19 protein-coding genes are annotated in these 19,107 nt (G+C 63.1%); 10 read left to right on the top strand and 9 right to left on the bottom strand.

The features are described from left to right. Window positions 1-90: 90 nt before the first annotated feature. The 3 genes from MPZ60_RS18840 to MPZ60_RS18830 are packed head-to-tail and all read left to right on the top strand — an operon-like array spanning window position 91 to window position 2,562. Window positions 91-423 carry a FeoA family protein gene (locus MPZ60_RS18840; RefSeq protein ID WP_034353573.1) on the top strand — a complete coding sequence of 111 codons (333 nt, stop codon included), beginning with the start codon at window positions 91-93 and terminating at the stop codon, window positions 421-423. Continuing rightward, complete coding sequence (gene feoB, locus MPZ60_RS18835; RefSeq protein WP_080746091.1) at window positions 420-2,354, top strand: ferrous iron transport protein B; 1,935 nt, start codon at window positions 420-422, stop codon at window positions 2,352-2,354. The genes MPZ60_RS18840 and feoB overlap by 4 nt, the downstream gene beginning before the upstream one ends. Window positions 2,355-2,367: 13 nt before the next feature. Next, a complete protein-coding gene (locus MPZ60_RS18830) occupies window positions 2,368-2,562 on the top strand; it encodes a hypothetical protein (RefSeq protein ID WP_034353571.1) in 195 nt (64 codons plus the stop codon). 139 nt (window positions 2,563-2,701) lie between these two features. On the opposite strand, the gene MPZ60_RS18825 is transcribed toward MPZ60_RS18830, so the two are convergent. The 4 genes from MPZ60_RS18825 to MPZ60_RS18810 form a co-directional block, all read right to left on the bottom strand. Next, window positions 2,702-3,067, bottom strand: coding sequence for a YkgJ family cysteine cluster protein (locus tag MPZ60_RS18825; protein WP_034353569.1), 366 nt, complete (start codon window positions 3,065-3,067; stop codon window positions 2,702-2,704). A 122-nt stretch (window positions 3,068-3,189) separates the two neighbouring features. Further along, complete coding sequence (locus MPZ60_RS18820; RefSeq protein WP_034353567.1) at window positions 3,190-3,453, bottom strand: hypothetical protein; 264 nt, start codon at window positions 3,451-3,453, stop codon at window positions 3,190-3,192. 214 nt (window positions 3,454-3,667) lie between these two features. Continuing rightward, window positions 3,668-4,588: an ornithine carbamoyltransferase gene (gene argF, locus MPZ60_RS18815; protein ID WP_012839458.1), complete on the bottom strand. Its 921-nt coding sequence runs from the start codon at window positions 4,586-4,588 to the stop codon at window positions 3,668-3,670. A gap of 18 nt (window positions 4,589-4,606) precedes the next feature. Then, window positions 4,607-5,803, bottom strand: a complete 1,197-nt coding sequence (locus MPZ60_RS18810; protein ID WP_034353565.1) for an aspartate aminotransferase family protein — start codon at window positions 5,801-5,803, stop codon at window positions 4,607-4,609. Window positions 5,804-6,039: 236 nt separating this feature from the next. Between MPZ60_RS18810 and MPZ60_RS18805 the strand changes: the two genes are divergently transcribed. Further along, a complete protein-coding gene (locus MPZ60_RS18805) occupies window positions 6,040-6,366 on the top strand; it encodes a DUF3579 domain-containing protein (RefSeq protein ID WP_003052588.1) in 327 nt (108 codons plus the stop codon). A 79-nt stretch (window positions 6,367-6,445) separates the two neighbouring features. On the opposite strand, the gene MPZ60_RS18800 is transcribed toward MPZ60_RS18805, so the two are convergent. The 3 genes from MPZ60_RS18800 to rpsT form a co-directional block, all read right to left on the bottom strand. Next, window positions 6,446-7,822, bottom strand: coding sequence for an MATE family efflux transporter (locus MPZ60_RS18800; protein ID WP_052057585.1), 1,377 nt, complete (start codon window positions 7,820-7,822; stop codon window positions 6,446-6,448). 112 nt (window positions 7,823-7,934) lie between these two features. Then, a complete protein-coding gene (gene mqo, locus MPZ60_RS18795; protein ID WP_034353561.1) occupies window positions 7,935-9,629 on the bottom strand; it encodes a malate dehydrogenase (quinone) in 1,695 nt (564 codons plus the stop codon). A gap of 323 nt (window positions 9,630-9,952) precedes the next feature. Next, the gene (gene rpsT, locus MPZ60_RS18790) at window positions 9,953-10,246 is read right to left on the bottom strand and encodes a 30S ribosomal protein S20 (RefSeq protein ID WP_003052598.1); all 294 of its coding nucleotides are present in this window, start codon (window positions 10,244-10,246) and stop codon (window positions 9,953-9,955) included. Window positions 10,247-10,495: 249 nt separating this feature from the next. On the opposite strand from rpsT, the gene murJ reads away from it, so the two are divergent. Beyond that, a complete protein-coding gene (gene murJ / locus MPZ60_RS18785; protein WP_034353558.1) occupies window positions 10,496-12,061 on the top strand; it encodes a murein biosynthesis integral membrane protein MurJ in 1,566 nt (521 codons plus the stop codon). A gap of 104 nt (window positions 12,062-12,165) precedes the next feature. After that, entirely contained in the window at window positions 12,166-13,014 is an 849-nt protein-coding gene (locus tag MPZ60_RS18780) for a SirB1 family protein (RefSeq protein ID WP_003070846.1), read from the top strand. A 24-nt stretch (window positions 13,015-13,038) separates the two neighbouring features. Here MPZ60_RS18780 and MPZ60_RS18775 read toward each other — a convergent pair whose 3' ends face one another. Together MPZ60_RS18775 and purM are read right to left on the bottom strand one after the other, a co-directional pair. Beyond that, the gene (locus MPZ60_RS18775) at window positions 13,039-14,097 is read right to left on the bottom strand and encodes an AI-2E family transporter (RefSeq protein WP_034353554.1); all 1,059 of its coding nucleotides are present in this window, start codon (window positions 14,095-14,097) and stop codon (window positions 13,039-13,041) included. 37 nt (window positions 14,098-14,134) lie between these two features. Next, complete coding sequence (gene purM, locus MPZ60_RS18770; RefSeq protein ID WP_034353551.1) at window positions 14,135-15,187, bottom strand: phosphoribosylformylglycinamidine cyclo-ligase; 1,053 nt, start codon at window positions 15,185-15,187, stop codon at window positions 14,135-14,137. A gap of 357 nt (window positions 15,188-15,544) precedes the next feature. Here purM and hda point away from each other — a divergent pair, with 357 nt between their 5' ends. The 4 genes from hda to folK are packed head-to-tail and all read left to right on the top strand — an operon-like array spanning window position 15,545 to window position 19,069. Then, window positions 15,545-16,243 (top strand): DnaA regulatory inactivator Hda, encoded by a 699-nt coding sequence (hda, locus tag MPZ60_RS18765; protein ID WP_003070849.1) that lies wholly within the window; start codon window positions 15,545-15,547, stop codon window positions 16,241-16,243. A gap of 57 nt (window positions 16,244-16,300) precedes the next feature. Next, window positions 16,301-17,002 carry an HAD family phosphatase gene (locus tag MPZ60_RS18760; protein WP_012839452.1) on the top strand — a complete coding sequence of 234 codons (702 nt, stop codon included), beginning with the start codon at window positions 16,301-16,303 and terminating at the stop codon, window positions 17,000-17,002. Then, a complete protein-coding gene (gene pcnB / locus MPZ60_RS18755; protein WP_034353547.1) occupies window positions 16,999-18,564 on the top strand; it encodes a polynucleotide adenylyltransferase PcnB in 1,566 nt (521 codons plus the stop codon). Before MPZ60_RS18760 ends, pcnB begins: the two co-directional genes overlap by 4 nt. Further along, the gene (gene folK, locus MPZ60_RS18750) at window positions 18,557-19,069 is read left to right on the top strand and encodes a 2-amino-4-hydroxy-6-hydroxymethyldihydropteridine diphosphokinase (RefSeq protein ID WP_034353542.1); all 513 of its coding nucleotides are present in this window, start codon (window positions 18,557-18,559) and stop codon (window positions 19,067-19,069) included. Before pcnB ends, folK begins: the two co-directional genes overlap by 8 nt. Window positions 19,070-19,107 lie beyond the last annotated feature (38 nt).

The following is a 19,107-nucleotide window of genomic DNA, read 5'->3' as shown; positions in this document are numbered from 1 at the left end:
AAAATGAGAATCAAAATCAATTAATAATGCGCTATGAGTTCTTTGCAGTCCCCCTCGGCGAGGTCTGAGGCAGTGTCAGTTACTTCGTCCATGAATGCTTTTCCTGTTCAAGCGTCTGAATCCGGCGTGCCATCTTCCAGCGCTGCAGCCACAGCCACAGCCACCGGGCCCATCATGGGCCTGGATCAGCTGGTGGTGAATCAGCCAGCCCGGGTGGTGGATCTGGCTTCCTCCGAAGGCGAGGATGAAAACCTGCTGCTCAGACTCATGGAAATCGGCTTTCTGCCTGGCGAGTCCGTGCGCGTCGTCGCCACCGGCTTTCCCGGCCCCGACCCGCTGGCCGTGCGCATAGGCCAGGCGACGTTTGCGCTGCGCCGCCACGAGGCGTCCCAGGTGCTGGTGCAGCTGGAGGCCGCAGCATGAACGCGCGTGAATCCCAGATCACCATGATGAGTCCTCAAGCCGTGGAGCAGGCTCCCTTGCGCGCCGCGCTGCTGGGCAACCCGAATTGCGGCAAGACGGCGCTGTTCAATCTGTTGACCGGTGCCCGCCAGAAGGTGGCCAACTACGCAGGCGTGACCGTGGAGCGCAAGGAGGGCTGGCTGAGCACGCCCGGCAAGCGCCGCGTACGCGTGCTGGACCTGCCCGGCACCTACAGCCTCGATGCGCACAGCGAGGACGAGCGCATCACGCGCGACATCGTCAAGGGCCAGCATCCGCGCGAAGCGCCGCCCGAGTTGCTGGTCTGCGTGACCGATGCCACCCATCTGCGTCTGAACCTGCGTCTGGTGCTGGAGGCACGCGCCCTGGGCCTGCCCATGGTGGTGGTGCTCAATATGAGCGATATGGCACGCCGTCAGGGACTGGTCATCGACAAGGCCAAGCTCAGCGAGCTGCTGGGCGTGCCCGTGGTGGAGAGCGTGGGCGTGCATCTGTCCGGCGCCAAGGATTTGCTGGCCTGGCTGGACAGCGATCAGGCCAGGCAGCTCAAGGCACCGACTCTCGAAGGTCAGTTCAAGCCCGTGACGGGCAGCAATTCGCGTGCCCAGCTGCTGGCCCTGCACCAGCAGGTGGCCGAGATCATGCGCCAGACCGTGCAGGAGCCCGCGGCTCCCACGCAGCGTGACGATCGCATCGACTCCGTGGTGCTGCACCCGCTGTGGGGCACGCTGCTGCTGGTGGTGACGCTGTTCCTGATGTTCCAGGCAGTGTTCAGCTGGGCCGAGCCCCTGATGGACGGCATCGAAGGCCTGGTCAGCGACTTCGGCCAGTGGGTGCATGGCGTGATGCCCGATGGCGTGCTGCGCAGCCTGCTGGTGGACGGCGTGATTGCCGGCACCGGCTCGGTGGTGGTCTTTCTGCCGCAGATCCTGATTCTGTTCTTCTTCATCCTGGTGCTGGAAGACTCGGGCTATCTGCCGCGCGCCGCCTTTTTGCTGGACCGCATCATGGGCAGCGTGGGCCTGTCCGGACGCTCCTTCATCCCGCTGCTGTCCAGCTTTGCCTGTGCCGTGCCCGGCATCATGGCCACGCGTTCGATCTCCAGCTGGCGCGACCGTCTGCTGACCATCATGATCGCGCCGCTGATGACCTGCTCGGCACGCCTGCCCGTCTACACGTTGCTGATCGGAGCCTTCATTCCCGAGCAGACCGTGGCCGGCTTCTTCAATCTGCAGGGCCTGGTGCTGTTTGCCCTCTATGTGGGCGGCATCGTCAGTGCCATGGCCGTGGCCTGGGTGGGCAAGCTGGCCACCAAGGTCAAGACCCGCACGCCGCTGCTGATGGAGCTGCCTTCCTACCGCATCCCCAGCCTGCGCAGCCTGGTGCTGGGCCTGTATGAGCGGGCCATGATCTTCCTGCGCCGCGTCGGCGGCATCATCCTGACCGTCAGCATCGTACTGTGGTTCCTCTCCAGCTACCCCGGTGCTCCCGAGGGCGTGACCGAAGGCGCGATTCGCTACAGCTTCGCGGGCCAGATCGGTCGTGCGCTGGAGGTGGTGCTGGCGCCCATCGGCTTCAACTGGCAGATCGCCATTGCGCTGGTGCCCGGCATGGCCGCACGCGAGGTGGCCGTGGGTGCGCTCGGTACGGTGTATGCGCTGTCGGCCGTGGGCGATGACGCCATGGCCCAGCAGCTGAGCCCGCTGATCGCCAGCAGCTGGTCAATGGCGACCGCGCTGTCGCTGCTGGTCTGGTTTGTGTTTGCGCCCCAGTGCATCTCCACGCTGGCCATGGTCAAGCGCGAGACCAATGGCTGGCGCTATCCGCTGCTGATGGCCGGTTATCTGTTTGCTCTGGCCTATCTGGCCAGCTTTGTGACCTATCGCGTCGCCGTGGCCCTGGGCTGGGGTTGAGAAAGGATTGTCTATGTGGCAGGAACTGATAGTGGGCGCCATCGTGCTGGTGGCCGCCGTGTCGCTGGCCTGGCGTTTCATGCCCGCCGGTCTGCGCAGCAAGCTGACGCGGGTTCATCCTTCGCTGGCGCCTGCGGCCAAGAGCGGCAGCTGCGGCGGTTGCAGCGCCTGTGGTGGCGATAGCTGCTCGGATACGCGCAAGGCTTGAGGCGGATACCGACCTTACATAAAAATATAGCTGCCTGCGCTTGCCATTTCTGAATTTCAGATGCTTTTGTATCTGAAATGCTTAAGTGGAAAGCGCAGGCAGCTTTTTATTTGATAGCGCCTGTTGGCTTGCCGAAAGCTCAGGCGGCTTCCAGCCAGGGCTGGACTTCTTCATCGCTCAGTGCCGACAGGCCGAACTTCTCGCGCGTGTCGTGGCAGCCGTAGGAGGCAAACGGAAAGTCGCGGCAGGGGCGCGAGCGCTGCTCGTAAATGCCGCAGCCTATGCAGCCCGCGCCCACCTCGGGCAGCTCGCGCAGTGCCACGCAGCGCACCGGGTGGCGCTCTGTGCCGTTCATGCGCGCGCGATTGCCCTTGCCGGGCACTTCATGGGCCAGCTCATCGGGAACGGTGCCGCCCATGGATTGCAACTCGTAAATGGAAAACTCAACGCGGTAGTTCTGGCAGCAGGCGCCACAGTTCAGGCAGGGGTGGACGGATTCGGACATCGTGTTTCTTCAAGGATTCAGGCATCGGGGTCGCGCCGTCCTCCTTGGGCAAGGACGGCTTTTTGAGGTCTGGAGGAGAAGCCGGCACGCAGGGCTGTCTGCGGCTTCCGGTGCCTGGGCCACTAGGTATGGCCTTGAAGAAACTTCAGATAGAAGGTGTGGATGCGTACATAAAGTGCACGCACGCGCGCGGCAAAGGATTTGCGTGGGCCGAAGAAGGAAGGTACGCGCGTGTGGCGTGCCATATGGGGCTGGCGCAGCGCCAGCAGGCCGCCGCGCTGGCCGTAGCGGACATCCCCGTGGATGGGGCGCAGCGGAAACAGAAACACCGCCAGCTGGCGCAGGGCCCTCTGGCGGTGTGGGGATGTGATGTGGCTCAGGTGCATGGGTGTGGTGGTATGCAGATGAGCCCGGACGTGCCGAATCAGCCTGGCTGGCGGCCCAGCAGCAGGTACTCCATGAGCGCCTTTTGCACATGCATGCGATTTTGGCTTTGGCACGCGGCATGCTGCCGCTTCACACCCGCGAAGCGGGTATGAGCCTGCGCCCGAATCGCATGCTGGCTCTGGCGAGCCGTCGCGTGCACCGATGTCTTCGCCATCAGTCCACGCGACCCAGCAAAAGGTACTCCATGAGCGCCTTTTGCACATGCATGCGATTCTCAGCCTCGTCCCAGACCACGGATTGGGGGCCGTCTATGACTTCGGCCTCCACTTCCTCGCCGCGGTGGGCGGGCAGGCAGTGCATGAACAGGGCATCGGCCTTGGCCGAGGCCATCATCTCGGCATCCACGCACCAGTCGGCAAAAGCCTTCTTGCGCGCTTCGTTCTCGGCCTCGTAGCCCATGCTGGTCCAGACATCGGTGGTGACCAGATCGGCACCCTTGCAGGCTTCGAGAGGGTCCTTGAACACCTTGTAGCAGCCGGGGTTGACGGGCTTGCCGTTGAAGGCCAGCTGTTCGTCCACCTCGTAGCCGCCGGGCGTGCTGACATGGACCGTGAAGCCCAGCAGATCGGCGGCCTGCAGCCAGGTGTTGGCCATGTTGTTGCCGTCGCCCACCCAGGCCACCACCTTGCCCTTGATCGAGCCGCGGTGCTCGATGAAGGTGAAGATGTCGGCCAGGATCTGGCAGGGGTGGAACTCGTTGGTCAGGCCGTTGATGACGGGCACGCGCGAGTACTGGGCAAAGCGCTCTATCTTGTCCTGACCGAAGGTGCGGATCATGACCAGGTCGGTCATGCGGCTGATGACGCGTGCGCTATCTTCAATCGGCTCGGAGCGGCCCAGCTGGCTGTCGCCCGTGGTCAGGTGGACCACGGAGCCACCGAGCTGGTACATACCGGCTTCGAAGCTGACGCGGGTGCGCGTGCTGGCCTTCTCGAAGATCATGGCCATGGTGCGGTCGATCAGCGTGTGGTGCTTTTCGTAGCCCTTGAACTTTTTCTTGATCAGTGCGGCGCGTTCCAGCAGGTAGTCGTATTCATCTGCCGTGAAGTCGCTAAATTGCAGGTAATGCTTCATGCGGAATTCCTTGGAGGATCAGGCAGCCAGAATAGCTTGAACCAGGGGCTTGAGCCTGGCGACGATTTCGTCAGCTTCGGCCTTGCTCAGGATCAGCGGCGGCACCAGGCGAATCACGGTGTCGGCGGTTACGCTCAGCAGCAGGCCGGCTTCTGCGGCCTGGCCAATCAGCTCGCCACAGGGCTTGGTCAGCTCCACGCCAATCATCAGGCCCTGGCCGCGCACTTCGACGAAGCCTTCGAGGCTGCCCAGTTCAGCCTGCAGTTTAGCTTTCAGATATTCACCCACTTCAGTGGTATGAGCCAGCAGGCCGTCTTCCTCCATGATGCGGATGGTTTCCACCCCGGCGCGCATGGACAGAGGGTTGCCGCCAAAGGTGGAGCCATGGTTGCCTGCTTTGAGCACTTCGGCAGCTGCCTTGTGCGCCACTACGGCGCCCACGGGCACGCCAGAGCCCAGTCCCTTGGCCAGGGTCATCACATCGGGGGTGATGCCGGCCCACTGGTGGGCAAACCATTTGCCGGTGCGGCCCATGCCGGCCTGCACCTCGTCCATCATTAGCAGCCAGCCCTTGGCATCGCACAGCTCGCGCACCTTCTTCAGATAGTCGGCGCGCATGGGGTGCAGACCGCCTTCGCCCTGGATGGGCTCCATCATGATGGCGACGATGTTGGGATTGCCTTCGGTCGCGTCGATCAGGGCTTCGTAATCATTGGGTGCGATGCGGGTGAAGCCAGCGAGCAGATCGCCAAAGCCGTTGCGTACCTTGGGGTTGGCCGTGGCGCTCATGGTGGCGATGGAGCGGCCGTGGAAAGCATGGTCATAGACCACGATTTCGGGCTTGGCAATGCCCTTGTCCACGCCGTATTTGCGGGCGATTTTGATGGCGGCTTCGTTGGCTTCCAGGCCGGTGTTGCAGAAGAACACATTGGTCATGCCCGAGCGCTCGGTCAGCAGCTTGGCCAGGGTTTCCTGGCCGGGCACATGATAGTAGTTGCTGGTGTGGATCAGCTTGGCCACCTGCTCTTGCAGGGCCGGCACCAGCTTGGGGTGGTTGTGCCCCAGGGTGTTGACGGCAATGCCGCCCAGTGCGTCCAGGTATTCCTTGCCGTTCACGTCCCAAACGCGGCAGCCCTGGCCGCGCTCCAGCGCGATGGGGACGCGGCCGTAAGTGGGCATAACGTGGGGCGAAGCTGCCTCGATGAAAGCGGTCATTGCAAGAATCTCCTGAGAAGGAAGGTCAACGGCGCACGGCGGCACCTGAAAAATGAGAGCTTAGATTCTAGAGTGCCCGGATAACCCCAACATTGCGGATTGCGCATCGCTGCCATGCAATCAACCTACGCCATTGTGGGGTTGACAGCATGGCTCTTATACAAGAGTTAGAATGCTCGTTTAGGCATGTTGGCGGGGATCCCGCCTGGTTGCCGGATCTTTTTGGCGAATATTTGATGGTTACCCCTTCCAGCAAAGAACTGTTCATCATGGGTATGACCCATGCCGGAAAAACCTTTCGACCCAGCGACTGGGCCGAGCGCTTGGCCGGGGTCATGAGTCAGTTTCGCCCTGGTGGTGCCTGCGCCGGAAGCCATCTGAGCTACTCTCCCTGGTGCGTGCCTACGGTGATGAACGGCACCAAATGCGTGGTCATCAACCGGGATCTGCGCGACTACGAGCCCATGGCCTGGGACTTCTGCCTGAACTTCGCCAAGGACAACGATCTGCAAGTGGCCGAGGCCTGCCTGCTGCCAGACAAGCTGCCAGCCGGCAAGAAGTGATTTTTAGGTGCCAAGAGGCGCCGCGCAAACGACAAAGGCTTCCACGGGAAGCTTTTTTTTGTATCTGTGCGCAGCGGGTCTAGCTCTGCGCTGTCGTGCTGTCCAGCAGTCGTGACCGGCGCCATGGGCCCCAGCGGTAGTGGGCGATGGACAGCAGCATGGATGCCAGCGCGCTGAGCGGAAAGCTCCACCACAGCGCATCCTGCCCCCACAGCGGCTGCAGCCCCCAGGCCAGGGGCAGGCGAAGGCCCCAGAGCGTCAGGGCCAGGATGGCCAGGGGCGCCAGCACCGCACCCGTGGAGCGCACCACACCGGCCAGCACGCTGCTCACGCCCAGCAGCATGAACGAGCCCAGCACGATGCGGTTGAGGTGGCGTGCAGGCTCCAGGGCCGTACTGTCCTCTGGCAGGAACAGGGCCAGCACGGAGCGGTCGCAGGCCAGAATCAGGGCCACGCAGGCGCCGGTCAGCAACAGGTGGCAGGCCACGCCGGCACGCGCCGTGCGCGCCACGCGCGACCAGTGGCCGGCGCCCACGTTCTGGGCGGCGATGGTGGTGCAGGCCGAGGCCACGGCAATGGCCGGCATCTGGACATAGGCCCACAGCTGCAGGGCCGCGTCGTAGGCGGCCGAAACCTGGGCGCCATGGGCGTTGATCAGGGTCAGCATCAGCACCAGGGAGAGTGAGACCAGCAGCATCTGCAGGCCCATGGGCAGGCCCTTGATGACCAGGCAGCGCAGCAGCTCAGGCACAGGCCGCCAATGGCGGCGCTGGCGCCAGCCTATCCACAGCGGCAGGCGCTGCCAGCGCAGCCAGGCCAGCAGGCCCGCAAGGCCGAGGCTGTTGGCCACCAGGGTGGCCAGGGCCGAGCCCGCCATGCCAAGGCCTGGCAGGGGGCCGGCGCCGAAAATGAACAAGGGGTTGAGCAAGGCATCGCCCAGGGCCACGCCCAGCAGGGCCACGAAAGGCGTGCGACTGTCGCCTGTGCCGCGCAGCACGGCGGCCACGAAGATCAGCAGCAGCATGGGCGGCAGCGCGAGAAAGAGCACGCGCAGATAGTCCACGGCCAGTGCGGCGGTGGCAGGCTCGGCCCCCATTGCACCCAGCATGGGGACGGCCAGCGGCCAGCCCAGGGCGGCCATCAGCAGGGACATGCCCAGAAACAGGCTGGCACTGGTGCCTGTGATGCGGCGGGCCAGTGCCCAGCGGCCCGCCCCCACGGCCTGAGCCACCAGCAGATTGGCGGCCTGGCTGATGCCGAAGACCAGAGCAATCAGCGCAAACAGCAGATTGTTGGCATGCACGGCTGCAGACAGCGCACTCTCGCCCAGATGGCGTCCGATCCAGAAGGCATTGACCGAGGTATTGAGCGACTGCAGCACATAGCCGCCCCACAGAGGCAGGGAAAACCGCAGCAGGGCGCGGCCTATCGGTGCATGGGTCAGTGGCTGGTGCATTGAAAAAAGAAGGCTGCGCAACCTCAAGCGCTGGGGCTTGGCAAGAAAAAACCCCGCGCGGCACAGGCCGGCGGGGCGGGCACCGGCGGGGCCGGTGCGGGGAGTGCCGGGCTTAGAGCGCCTGCATTTCCTTGTTCAGCTGGGTGGGGTTCTGGGGAGCTGCGGCAGGCGCGGGAGCCGCTTCAGCCTTCTTGCCCAGGTCGGCAGGGACGTCCACATAGGGCAGCTTCAGGGCCGAGCTGGTCATGCGGCGGATCTCGTTGGTATAGGCGGCATCCTCGTTGATCTTGCGGCCGTAGGAGGGCACGATCTGCTGGATCTGGGTCTTCCACCCGGTGCTGGCCATCTGCTCGGGGAAGGACTTCTTGAGCAGGTTCAGCATGATGTGGGGAGCGGTCGAGGCGCCGGGCGAGGCACCCAGCAGGGCGGCGATGCTGCCGTCTTCCGAGCCAACGATTTCGGTGCCGAACTGCAGCACGGCACCCTTTTCGGGATCGCGCTTGATGATCTGCACACGCTGGCCGGCGGTGACCAGCTTCCAGTCCTCGCGCTTGGCTTCGGGGAAGTACTGGGCCAGTATGGCCTGACGGTCTGCGTCGGTCAGCTCGGCCTGCTGCATCAGGTACTGGACCAGGTCCAGGTTGTGGATGCCCACGCGCAGCATGCCCATCAGATTGTCATGGGTGACTGAGGAGAACAGGTCCCACCAGGAGCCGTTCTTGAGGAACTTGGTGGTGGCCAGTGCAAAGGGGCCGAACAGCACCACGGGCTTGCCGTCGAGCTGGCGGGCGTCCAGATGGGGTACGGACATGGGAGGCGAGCCGGTGGAGGCAATGCCGTAGGCCTTGACGTCGTGGCGCTTGGCCAGCTCGGGGTTCTCGATGGCCAGGAACTGGCCGCCCACGGGGAAGCCGGCGTAGTTCTTGGATTCGGGGATGCCCGAGGCCTGCAGCAGCTTGAGTGCGGCACCGCCGGCACCGACGAAGACGAACTTGGCCTTGACGGTCTTTTCCTGGCCGCCCTTGGCCAGATCGGCCACGGTCACGTTCCAGGTCTTGTCGGTGTTCTGGCGCAGGGCCGTGACTTCGCTTTGCAGGTGCAGCTGGAAGTTGGGGCTCTTCTGGAGCGAGGCCATCAGCTGCTCGGTCCAGACGCCATGGTTCACGTCGGTGCCCAGGGGCATATAGGTGGCGGCGATCTTCTGGGCCGGGTCACGGCCTTCGATCATCAGCGGGGCCCACTTCTTGATCTGTGCCTGGTCTTCGGAGTACTCCATGCCGTAGAACAGCGGGTTCTGGACCAGGGCCTGCTGGCGCTTCTTGAGGAAGGCGATGTTGTCATCACCCCAGACGAAGCTCATATGGGGCGTGGCGTTCACGAAAGTCTCGGGCGACTGCAGGTGGCCGCGGCCGACCTGGTGGGCCCAGAACTGGCGCGTCACCTCGAACTGCTCGGCAATGCTCACGGCACGCTTGGTTTCCACGCTGCCGTCGGGCAGCTGGGGCGTGTAGTTGAGCTCGGCAAAGCCGGAGTGGCCGGTGCCGGCGTTGTTCCAGCCGTTGGAGCTTTCCAGGGCCACGCCGTCCAGGCGTTCGAAGACCTCGATCTTCCAGTCGGGCTGCAGTTCCTGCAGATAGGTGGCCAGCGTCGTGCTCATCACGCCGGCGCCTACCATCACCACATCGACGGGCTGCTCGTTCTCGGCCTTGGGCACGGAGCGAGGGAATATTGGCCAAAACAAAAATAACAGCGCGGCCAGGACCAGGGCCGCGACGGCTCCCAGTCCTGCTTTGATCGACTTTTTCATGACTTTTTCTAGACTTGACTATCAAAAAAGCCTGCGGGCAGGCGGCAGGCTTTTTGCGAAGATACGGGGCAAGTCCTATAAAAGACATGAGACTCCCCGACCTGGGGATTGTCCTAGGGAAGTCAAAAACTGACGCTAATCAATTCGTATTAGGGCGCTTTGTGCTAGGCGTGAGGCGCGTCTGTGCATGCCTTGATGAGGCAGTCATGTCGGGCACAGGCAACAAAAAAACCGCCCTGAGGCGGTTTTGATGTTTTTGCTGACAGCGCACCCGTTACAAACGGCAGACGACCGAAGTCATCCGTGCTTGAGGGAGGCTGGTATTAAGCAGCCAGAGCCAGGGTCTTGACCTTGGCGGACAGGCGGCTCTTGTCGCGAGCTGCCTTGTTCTTGTGGAAGATGCCCTTGTCAGCGATCGCGTCGATCACGGACTGAGCCTTGGCAAACAGTTCGGCTGCCTTGGTCTTGTCGCCGGCCACAACAGCCTTCTCGACATTCTTGACAGCAGTACGGTACTTGGAACGCAGCGAAGTGTTCGCAGCGTTCAGCTTGACGTTCTGGCGGGCGCGCTTGCGGCCAGAAGCCAGGCGGGGGTTCTTTTTGGCTTTAGTTGCCATGATTTATTTCCTTGTGTGTCTGAGGATGATGTCAGCAAAACCGTGGATTGTATCACCCCCTGTGCGGCTTTGCCGCTTCCCCCTTTAAGGGGGACGACATCCTCGCGGCGGGGCGGCGGGGCCGCCAAGGCCCTTGCTCGATGTCTCTGTGTTGGGCCGTGTCTGGTTTGAGATCGCTGGATTGCTACAGAGTGAAAAGCGCCGCAAATCAGCCTGCAGCGCTTGGCATGAACGCATACACTTCGCTGCGTGTCACTGTTCAAAGCCGCCTCCACCGTATCCCTGATGACGCTGGCCTCCCGTGTTTCGGGGCTGGTTCGCGATCTGCTCATGGCCTCCATGTTTGGAGCCAATGCCCTCACAGACGCGTTCAATGTCGCCTTCAGAATTCCCAACCTGTTCCGGCGCCTGTTCGCCGAAGGGGCTTTCAGCCAGGCCTTTGTGCCGGTGCTGGCCGCGAGCAAGACCCGGGATGGCGAGGAGGCCACGCGCCACCTGATCAGCCATGTCGCGACCATGCTGTTCTGGGCTCTGCTGGTGGTCTGCGTCTTGGGCGTGATCGGCGCGCCGCTGCTGGTCTGGCTGCTGGCCAGCGGCATGCGCCAGTCACCCGACGGCTATCACGCAGCCGTGGTGATGACGCGCTGGATGTTCCCCTATATCGGCTTTATGTCGCTGGTGGCTCTGTCGGCAGGCATTCTCAATACTTGGAAGAAGTTCGCGGTGTCGGCAGCCACGCCCGTGCTGCTCAATATCAGCATGATCGTGGCGGCTCTGCTGGGAGCCCCCTGGTTCGAGAAGCAGGGCATAGAACCCATCTATGCCATGGCTGGCGGCGTGATGCTGGGCGGCGTGCTGCAACTGGCGGTGCAGATTCCTGCGTTGCGCTCCATGAGGCTGATGCCACGCATAGGCTTCTCGTACGCAGCCATTCGCGCAGCCTGGGACGAGGCGGGTGTGCGTCGCATCCTGGCACTGATGGGGCCGGCGCTGCTGGGGGTAGGGGTGGCCCAGGTCTCATTGATGATCAACACCCAGATAGCTTCCTATATGGCGCCCGGAAGCGTGACCTGGTTGTTCTATGCCGACCGTCTGATGGAGTTTCCCACGGCCTTGCTGGGCGTGGCTCTGGGAGTGGTGCTGACGCCGCAGCTGGCTTCAGCCAAGGCGGCAGGTGATGGCGAGCGCTATTCCAATATGCTGGACTGGGGTCTGCGCCTGGTCGTGCTGCTGGCCGTGCCCTGCGCCGTGGGCCTGCTGACCTTTGCCACGCCGCTGGTGGCCACGCTATTCCATCGTGGTGCCTTGCATGACAGCGATGTGGGGCAGATTGCCCTGGCGCTGATGGGCTACGGCGCCGGCCTGCTGGGCCTGGTGGCCATCAAGGTGCTGGCCCCCGGCTACTACGCCAGCCAGGACATCCGCACACCCGTGAAGATCGCAATCGTGGTGCTGGTGATTACGCAGTTGCTCAATCTGGTGCTGGTGCCCTGGCTCAAGCACACCGGGCTGGCCCTGTCCATCGGTCTGGCTGCACTGGTCAACGCGAGCTGGCTGCTCACGGGCTTGTTGCGTCGCGGTACCTACAAGCCCAGGCCGGGCTGGTTGAAGTTCATCATGCAGGTGATTGCGGCCAGTGCCTTGCTGGCGGTGCTGCTGCTCTGGGGCAGTCAGCACTTCGACTGGGTGGGCTTGCGCAGCAATGGCTTGCTGCGCGCAGGTCTGCTGGCAGCCATGATGGTTGGTGCCGCCGTGCTTTACTTTGGCGTGCTGATGCTGTCGGGCCTGAATCTGCGTCAATTGCTGCGTCGTTAAAGCTTGAGTTGCTCATGGAAAAGTGAGCGGTCAGTGCAGGTTTTACAGGCGTATCAAGGGGATTTCGCTTGCATGACCTGCCAAGGCGGCTTACAAATCAGCCTATGAGCTGGACGATAGACGAGTACCCCACGGCCCTGCAGTATTTTGCGTCTTTGGTGCAGAGTGATGAAAACTTTGCCTTGATGGAAGCCGCCATCAGCATTGCTCAGGATGCCGAACCTGATCTTGACCTGCAGGCCGTGCTGGCCGAGCTGGACAGGCTGCAAGTGCGTTTGGTGCAGCGTCTGGCAGGCGAGGAGGACGGTTTGCGCAAGCTCGGTGCGCTCAACAAGTTCTTCTATGGCGAGCTGGGCTTTGCCGGCAACCTCAACAACTATTACGACCCTGCCAACAGCTATATCCACCATGTGCTGCAGACAAGGCGCGGCATTCCCATCAGCGTGGCACTGGTCTGGCTGGAGCTGGCTGCCGGCATCGGTCTGACGGTGGAGGGCATAGGCTTTCCAGGGCATTTTCTGGTCAAGGTCATGCTGCCGCAGGGGCAGGTGGTGCAGGATCCGTTGACAGGCGACTCCTATTCCGCAAGCGCCTTGGCAGAGCGCCTGCAGCCGTTTCTCGATCAGGCCGGCATTTCACCCGATGATGCGCCGCCGCTGGGGCTGTATCTGCAGGCCGCTCATCCGCGAGATGTTGTGGCGCGCATGCTGCGCAATCTGCAGGAGATTCATCAGGTCCAGAAAGACTGGCCCATGCTGGTGGCCGTGCTCAATCGCCTGATCCTGTTGCAGCCTGGCCGCGAGGAGCTGTTCCGGGACCGCGGCATGGCGTATGCCCAATGGGGAGTGATTGAAAGAGCGCTATCGGATCTGGAGCGTTATGCGCCTGCCGCACAAGGGCAGGAGGCCGATTACATCGCCAAAACCATTGCCCGGCTGCGCCGCGCGGGTTGAGCGCCTTGGTGGCAAGCAGCTTGCTTACACCAGTTGCGCGGCTTCCAGCTCTTTCTTGAGATAGGCATAGAACAGCGGCGCTGCCACCAGACCTGCTGGGCCGAAGACGGACTCGGCCACAAACATCACGGCCAGCAGCTCCCATACGCCCATATGCGTGCGTGTTCCCACCACCTTGGCGTTGATCACGTATTCAGCCTTGTGAATCAGGATCAGGAAGCCCAGGCAGGCAGCAGCAGCTATGGGCGATACGGACAGGCCGACCAGCGTCAGCACGGCATTGCACAGCAAGTTGCCGACGATGGGGATCAGCCCGGCGATAAAAGTCAGCGTGATCAGCGCGGGGGTGTAAGGCAGTTGCAGCTTCCAGATCGGCAATATGGCCAACAGGAAGATGGACGTCAGCAGCGTGTTGAAGGCCGCAATCCAGAACTGGGCGGCCACGATCTGCTTGAAGGCCAGGGCAAAGTGACCGATGCGCTGCTGCAGGGCCTGCACCAGCGGCGGGTGACGCGTGGCGATGGGGCGAACGGCTGCCAGCGCGCCGATGATCAGGCCCACATAGGCATAGAGCAAGCCAGTGAGCCAGGCCCTGCCTGCAGTGGCCAGCACACCGGCCTTGGCGGCCAGATAGCCGGCCAGCTTGCTTTGAATTTCCTGGGCACCGTCAGGCAGCTGATCGGCAATGTCCGAGGGCAGTTTCTCTCGCAGCTCCAGCACCGTGGCCGCCAGATAGTCCAGCAGTTCCTTGTACTGGGCGGGGGCTTCGGTGATATAGGTCCGGGTCTGGGAGAGGGCGCCGCTGAGCAGGGCCAGTGGCGCCAGAATCACGATGGTGGTGGCAACCACCTGGGCCCAGCGTGGCAGCTGGTTGCTGGCAAAGGCGCGAGGGTTGGCGCGTGACAGCAGGCGCGAAAGCGAGCGGGTAAGCATGAAGCCTACGCACACACACAGCAGGCCGGGGAGTATTCCCTGATGCATGACGAGCAGCAATGCTGCTCCCATCAATATGTAACTGGCCAGTATGACCTTGGGCGAAGGGCCCGGTTGCGTAGTGATGGGGGCGGGCAAATGCTGCGTCATTCAGGCTCGGGGTAGAGGGGCTGTGATGAAGATTTGCTTAGCGAACTTCAACGGGCTTGCCGGAGCCGATTTCCGTGATGGCGCCGATGCTGTAGACCTTCTCGCCCAGCTCGGCCAGTGTGGCTGCCGTGGCTTCTGCGTCTTCAGCGGCCACCACCACCACCATGCCGATACCGTTGTTGAACGTGCGGTTCATCTCGATATCGTCAATGCCGGCAGTCTTTTGCAGCCAGGCGAACAGCTCGGTCTGGGGCCAGCTGCCGGCCTTCAGATGGGCTGCGGTGCCTTCGGGCAGCACGCGGGGGATGTTTTCCAGCAGGCCGCCGCCCGTAATGTGGGCCAGGGCCTTGATGGAGTGCTTGTCCAGTGCGGCCAGCACATTCTTCACATACAGACGGGTGGGCTCCATGATGGCGGCCTTGAAGGGCTTGCCGTCCAGGGTCTCGGGCACGCTGCCCTGGGCTTCGGCGCGCTCGATGCACTTGCGTACCAGCGAGAAACCGTTGGAGTGCACGCCGTGCGAAGCCAGGCCCAGCACCACATCGCCGGGCTTGACGTTCTGACCGCTGAGGATCTTGGACTTTTCGACCGCGCCGACGGCAAAGCCGGCCAGATCGTATTCGCCATCGGGGTACATGCCGGGCATTTCAGCGGTTTCACCGCCGATCAGCGCGCAGCCGGACAGCTCGCAACCCTTGGCAATACCGCCCACCACGGCAGCAGCGGTGTCCACATGCAGCTTGCCGCAGGCGAAATAGTCGAGGAAGAACAGAGGCTCGGCACCCTGCACCAGCACATCGTTCACGCTCATGGCCACCAGGTCGATGCCCACGGTATCGTGCATATTCCACTCGAAGGCCAGCTTGAGCTTGGTGCCCACGCCGTCGGTGCCGGACACCAGAACGGGTTCCTTGTAGCGCTTGGGCACTTCGAACAGGGCGCCGAAGCCGCCGATGCCGGCCATCACGCCTTCGCGCATGGTTTTCTTGGCCAGGGGCTTGATGCGTTCGACCAGGGCGTCGCCTGCGTCGATGTCAACACCGGCGTCTTTGTAGGAAATGGGGGTAGAGGAGGATGCGGAAGAGCTCATCGATGGATCCGGTGCGGGGGCGCCCTGCTGGGCGGAAACCCCGGGATTCTACGGCGCTTGCCCGTGCAGCGGGGGCGCCCGGACATGCGTCAAAGGGTTTTGCTGGAGCATTCATGGCCTGACTACAACAACGGCAGTAGGCAAAATCAGCCCGAAGCCGCTCGGGGGCTGCGAGTGCAGACTAAAATTGGTGCTTTTGTTACCGAGTGATCACGCTAGGGCATATTGCAGGGCCTGATCTAAGTGCGCGTCCGGGCCTTTGTATCTTCCACCATTGATGCTGATGAATCTCCTGCCAGATTTCGCCGCATGGGCTGTTGAGTGCCCAGGAAAGGGGGCGCTGCGCGTATGTCGCAGATGAAGCAGCTGGCTCTGGATATCAGCATGGCGCCCGGCCCGACGCTCGCGCGTTTCTTTGTCGGCCCCAATGCTGCGTTGATCGATCACCTGCGTCACTGGGTGGGCGATGGCCAGCTGCAGCAGTCGCGAACGCCGGTGCCCACCTATCTCTGGGGAGAGGCCGGGTCCGGCAAGAGTCATTTGCTCAAGGCGGTGCGTGAAGCCCTGCGCGAGCAAGGAGCCATGGTGGGCTGGATGGATGCATCCACGCCGTTCCCGCCCGAGTTCGACGAACGCTGGGCCGCCGTGCTCATGGACGATGTGGACATCTACACCCCGTTCCAGCAGGCGCGTGCCTTCAACTGGTTTGTGAATGCCACCAGCCCTGCCACCGGCCTGCCGCGCTGGGTGCTGGCTGCAGGCCAGCTGCCAGTCGCCGATCTCAAGATGCGCGAGGACTTGCGCACCCGCCTTGGCTGGGGTCATGTCTATCAGCTGCATCTGCTCGACGAGTCGGCACGGCGTGCCGTGCTGCGTCAGGAAGCCGATGCCCGTGGCGTGTTTCTGAGCGACGAAGTGATGGATTACATGCTCAGGCGCTTTTCGCGCGATCTGGGCTCGCTGATGCAGCTGCTGGACATGCTGGACGGTTTTGCCCTGCGCAACAAGCGCGCCATCACCATCCCGCTGCTCAAGACCATGCTGGAAACCGAGTGAGGCCTCTGCTCACGCTTTCTGCTTTGGCCATGCCACAGCACTTTTTGTTGGATTTGCATGTCGACTTCTGAATTGGCTATCAAGCCCAGGCTGGCCCTGTTTGACCTGGACCATACGCTGCTGCCGCTGGACTCCGACCATGGCTGGGGCGAGTTCTCCATTGCCATCGGCTGGTGCGACCGCGAGGAGTTCGGGCGCCAGAACGACGCCTTTTTTGACGACTATCTGGCCGGCCGTCTCAACATTCCCGACTATGTGCGCTTTGCCACGGCTGCCGTGGTCCAGCGCGGCGAGGCTGCAGCCACGGCTGCGCACCAGCGCTTCATGGACGAGGTGATTCGCCCGGCGATCAAGCCTGCCGCCCTGGCCCTGGTGCAGCAGCACCTGGATGCGGGCGACACCGTGGTCATCACCTCGGCCACCAACGAGTTTGTGACGCGCCCCATTGCCCAGGCCTTCGGCGTGCAGCATCTGCTGGCGACCGAGCTGGTGCGTGATGGCAGCGGCTGGTTCACGGGCGAGATTGACGGTATTCCCAATATGCGCGAGGGCAAGGTCGTGCGCATGACCGAATGGCTGACCCAGCGCGGCCTGCGCTGGGAGGATGTGGAAGCGACCTTCTACAGCGACTCCATGAACGATGTGCCCCTGCTTGAAAAAGTGGATCACCCGGTGGCCACCAACCCCGATGCGCGCTTGCGTGCCCTGGCCGAGGAACGCGGCTGGCGCATCGTGGACCTATTTAGCGAAGCACCATGATCAAGACCATTATTGACAAGCTGCTGGGCAAGGCGCCCGCAGCCCCCCGCTCGCGCAAGCCCAAGTTCGGCAAGCGTGAGGAAGTGCCGGTTCAGGTGCATGGCATAGACCCGAATCTGGTGGACCGTCGCGCCATCGATGTGGTGCAGACCCTCAAGCGCTCGGGCTACGAGGCCTATATCGTCGGCGGCGCCGTGCGCGACCTGCTGCTGGGCCTGCGCCCCAAGGACTTCGACGTGGCCACCGATGCCACGCCCGAGCAGGTCAAGAACCTGTTTCGCCGCGCCTTCATCATCGGCAAGCGTTTTCGCATCGTGCATGTGGTCTATGGCCGCGGCCGGGAAAACGAAGTCATCGAGGTTTCCACCTTCCGGGCCTTTCTGGACAACAGTGCGGCCGAGCAGGTCAGCGGCAATGAACGTACCAGCAAGAATCAGCTCGCAGGACTGAAGCATGCCGTGGATGCCAGCGGCCGCGTGCTGCGTGACAACGTCTGGGGCCCGCAGGACCAGGATGCCACGCGCCGCGACTTCACCATCAACGCCATGTACTACGACCCCGAGACACAGATCGTGGTCGACTATCACGGCGGCATTGCGGATGCCAAGAAGAAGGTGCTGCGCATGATCGGCGATCCGGCCACGCGCTACCGCGAAGACCCGGTGCGCATCATTCGTGCCGTGCGCTTTGCCGCCAAGCTCAGTGGCAAGGGCTTCAAGCTCGAAGCCAAGACCGCCAAGCCCCTGGTCGAGTGCGAGCCGCTGCTGCAGGAAGTACCGCAAAGCCGCTTGTTCGACGAAATGCTCAAGCTGCTGCAGACTGGTCACGCGCTGGCCTCGGTGGCTCAGCTCAAGGAACTGGGCCTGTCGCGCGGCATCTATCCGCTGCTGGACGTGGTCATGGAGCGTGCCGACCATCCCTTCGTGCAGGCCGCACTGATGGATACCGACCGCCGTGTGGCCGAAGGCAAGCCCGTGGCACCCAGCTTTTTGCTGGCCTGCGTGCTGTGGCAGGATGTCAAGCAGGGCTGGGAAAAGCGTCTGGCCAAGAGCTATCACCCTTTCCCTGCGCTGCAGGAGTCGATCGACGAGGTGTTCGATCAGCGTATCGGCGATGTCTCGGGTCGGGGCAAGCTGGCTGCCGATATGCGCGAGATCTGGGTCATGCAGCCGCGCTTTGACAAGCGCACCGGAGCCACTCCGCACTCCATGGTGGCGCAGCCGCGCTTCCGCGCCGGTTTTGACTTCATGCGCCTGCGTGCCGATATCGGCGAGGTCGAGGAAAGTCTGGCCAGCTGGTGGCAGGAGTTCCAGCAGGCCGATGATGCCCAGCGCGATGATCTGATTGCCCAGGCCCGCGACGAGCAGCGCGCCCGCCAGCGTGCCCAGCAGCAAACGGCGCCCAAGGTGCATCGCGTGACCAAGAAAAAAGCCGAAGGCGAGCAGGACAGCCCGCTGGATCAGGTCGCCTCAGAAGGCGATGCCGCCGCGCCCAAAAAGCGCCGTCGCCGTCGCCGCAAACCATCCGCCGGTGCTGCTCCGGTCGCCGGTGGTAATGAATAAACCGGCCGCGCTGGCGTCCGACACGGTTGCGGTCGGTCTCGGGGCCAACCTCGGCGATGCACGCCGGACCCTGTCCTGGGCCGTGGCGGCGATGGCCGGGCTGGCCCGGACCGAGCTGTTGGCGGTGTCCTCGCTCTACAGCAGCAAACCCATTGATTCGTCCGGGCCTGACTATCTGAATGCGGTGGCGTTGCTGCGCACCGGGCAGGAGCCGCTGGATCTGCTGCATGCGCTGCAGGCGATCGAGCTGCAGGCCGGACGCGAGCGCCCCTACCGCAATGCACCGCGCACGCTGGATCTGGATATCGAGCTATGGGGCGACCGGCACTCGGATGCTACCGAGCTGACCCTTCCCCACCCGCGCATGTGGCAGCGTGCCTTTGTGCTGCTGCCGCTGGCCGAAATTGCGCCTGGCTGCGTGAGTGCCGAACAGCTGCAGGCAGTGGCAGATCAGGGCATAGAGCGCAGCCTGGCCCGGGGCTGGTGGATAGAGCAGTCAGCGTAGTTCAGATTTGATAGCTTCTCACGCCTGCCTGGCAAGCG

It is taken from the genome of Comamonas sp. 7D-2, from assembly GCF_022749555.1.
Lineage (GTDB): Bacteria > Pseudomonadota > Gammaproteobacteria > Burkholderiales > Burkholderiaceae_C > Comamonas > Comamonas thiooxydans.
The sequence above is the reverse complement of the archived record's forward strand: the minus strand, read 5'-3'. Positions and strand labels throughout refer to the sequence as shown.

What these genes read in the sequence shown, in the direction of transcription:
- MPZ60_RS18840 (WP_034353573.1), top strand. Translation starts at nt 91, where the DNA reads ATGAATGCTTTTCCTGTTCAAGCGTCTGAATCCGGCGTGCCATCTTCC.
- feoB (WP_080746091.1), top strand. Translation starts at nt 420, where the DNA reads ATGAACGCGCGTGAATCCCAGATCACCATGATGAGTCCTCAAGCCGTG.
- MPZ60_RS18830 (WP_034353571.1), top strand. Translation starts at nt 2,368, where the DNA reads ATGTGGCAGGAACTGATAGTGGGCGCCATCGTGCTGGTGGCCGCCGTG.
- MPZ60_RS18825 (WP_034353569.1), bottom strand. Translation starts at nt 3,067, where the DNA reads ATGTCCGAATCCGTCCACCCCTGCCTGAACTGTGGCGCCTGCTGCCAG.
- MPZ60_RS18820 (WP_034353567.1), bottom strand. Translation starts at nt 3,453, where the DNA reads ATGCACCTGAGCCACATCACATCCCCACACCGCCAGAGGGCCCTGCGC.
- argF (WP_012839458.1), bottom strand. Translation starts at nt 4,588, where the DNA reads ATGAAGCATTACCTGCAATTTAGCGACTTCACGGCAGATGAATACGAC.
- MPZ60_RS18810 (WP_034353565.1), bottom strand. Translation starts at nt 5,803, where the DNA reads ATGACCGCTTTCATCGAGGCAGCTTCGCCCCACGTTATGCCCACTTAC.
- MPZ60_RS18805 (WP_003052588.1), top strand. Translation starts at nt 6,040, where the DNA reads ATGGTTACCCCTTCCAGCAAAGAACTGTTCATCATGGGTATGACCCAT.
- MPZ60_RS18800 (WP_052057585.1), bottom strand. Translation starts at nt 7,822, where the DNA reads ATGCACCAGCCACTGACCCATGCACCGATAGGCCGCGCCCTGCTGCGG.
- mqo (WP_034353561.1), bottom strand. Translation starts at nt 9,629, where the DNA reads ATGAAAAAGTCGATCAAAGCAGGACTGGGAGCCGTCGCGGCCCTGGTC.
- rpsT (WP_003052598.1), bottom strand. Translation starts at nt 10,246, where the DNA reads ATGGCAACTAAAGCCAAAAAGAACCCCCGCCTGGCTTCTGGCCGCAAG.
- MPZ60_RS18780 (WP_003070846.1), top strand. Translation starts at nt 12,166, where the DNA reads ATGAGCTGGACGATAGACGAGTACCCCACGGCCCTGCAGTATTTTGCG.
- MPZ60_RS18775 (WP_034353554.1), bottom strand. Translation starts at nt 14,097, where the DNA reads ATGACGCAGCATTTGCCCGCCCCCATCACTACGCAACCGGGCCCTTCG.
- purM (WP_034353551.1), bottom strand. Translation starts at nt 15,187, where the DNA reads ATGAGCTCTTCCGCATCCTCCTCTACCCCCATTTCCTACAAAGACGCC.
- hda (WP_003070849.1), top strand. Translation starts at nt 15,545, where the DNA reads ATGAAGCAGCTGGCTCTGGATATCAGCATGGCGCCCGGCCCGACGCTC.
- MPZ60_RS18760 (WP_012839452.1), top strand. Translation starts at nt 16,301, where the DNA reads ATGTCGACTTCTGAATTGGCTATCAAGCCCAGGCTGGCCCTGTTTGAC.
- pcnB (WP_034353547.1), top strand. Translation starts at nt 16,999, where the DNA reads ATGATCAAGACCATTATTGACAAGCTGCTGGGCAAGGCGCCCGCAGCC.
- folK (WP_034353542.1), top strand. Translation starts at nt 18,557, where the DNA reads ATGAATAAACCGGCCGCGCTGGCGTCCGACACGGTTGCGGTCGGTCTC.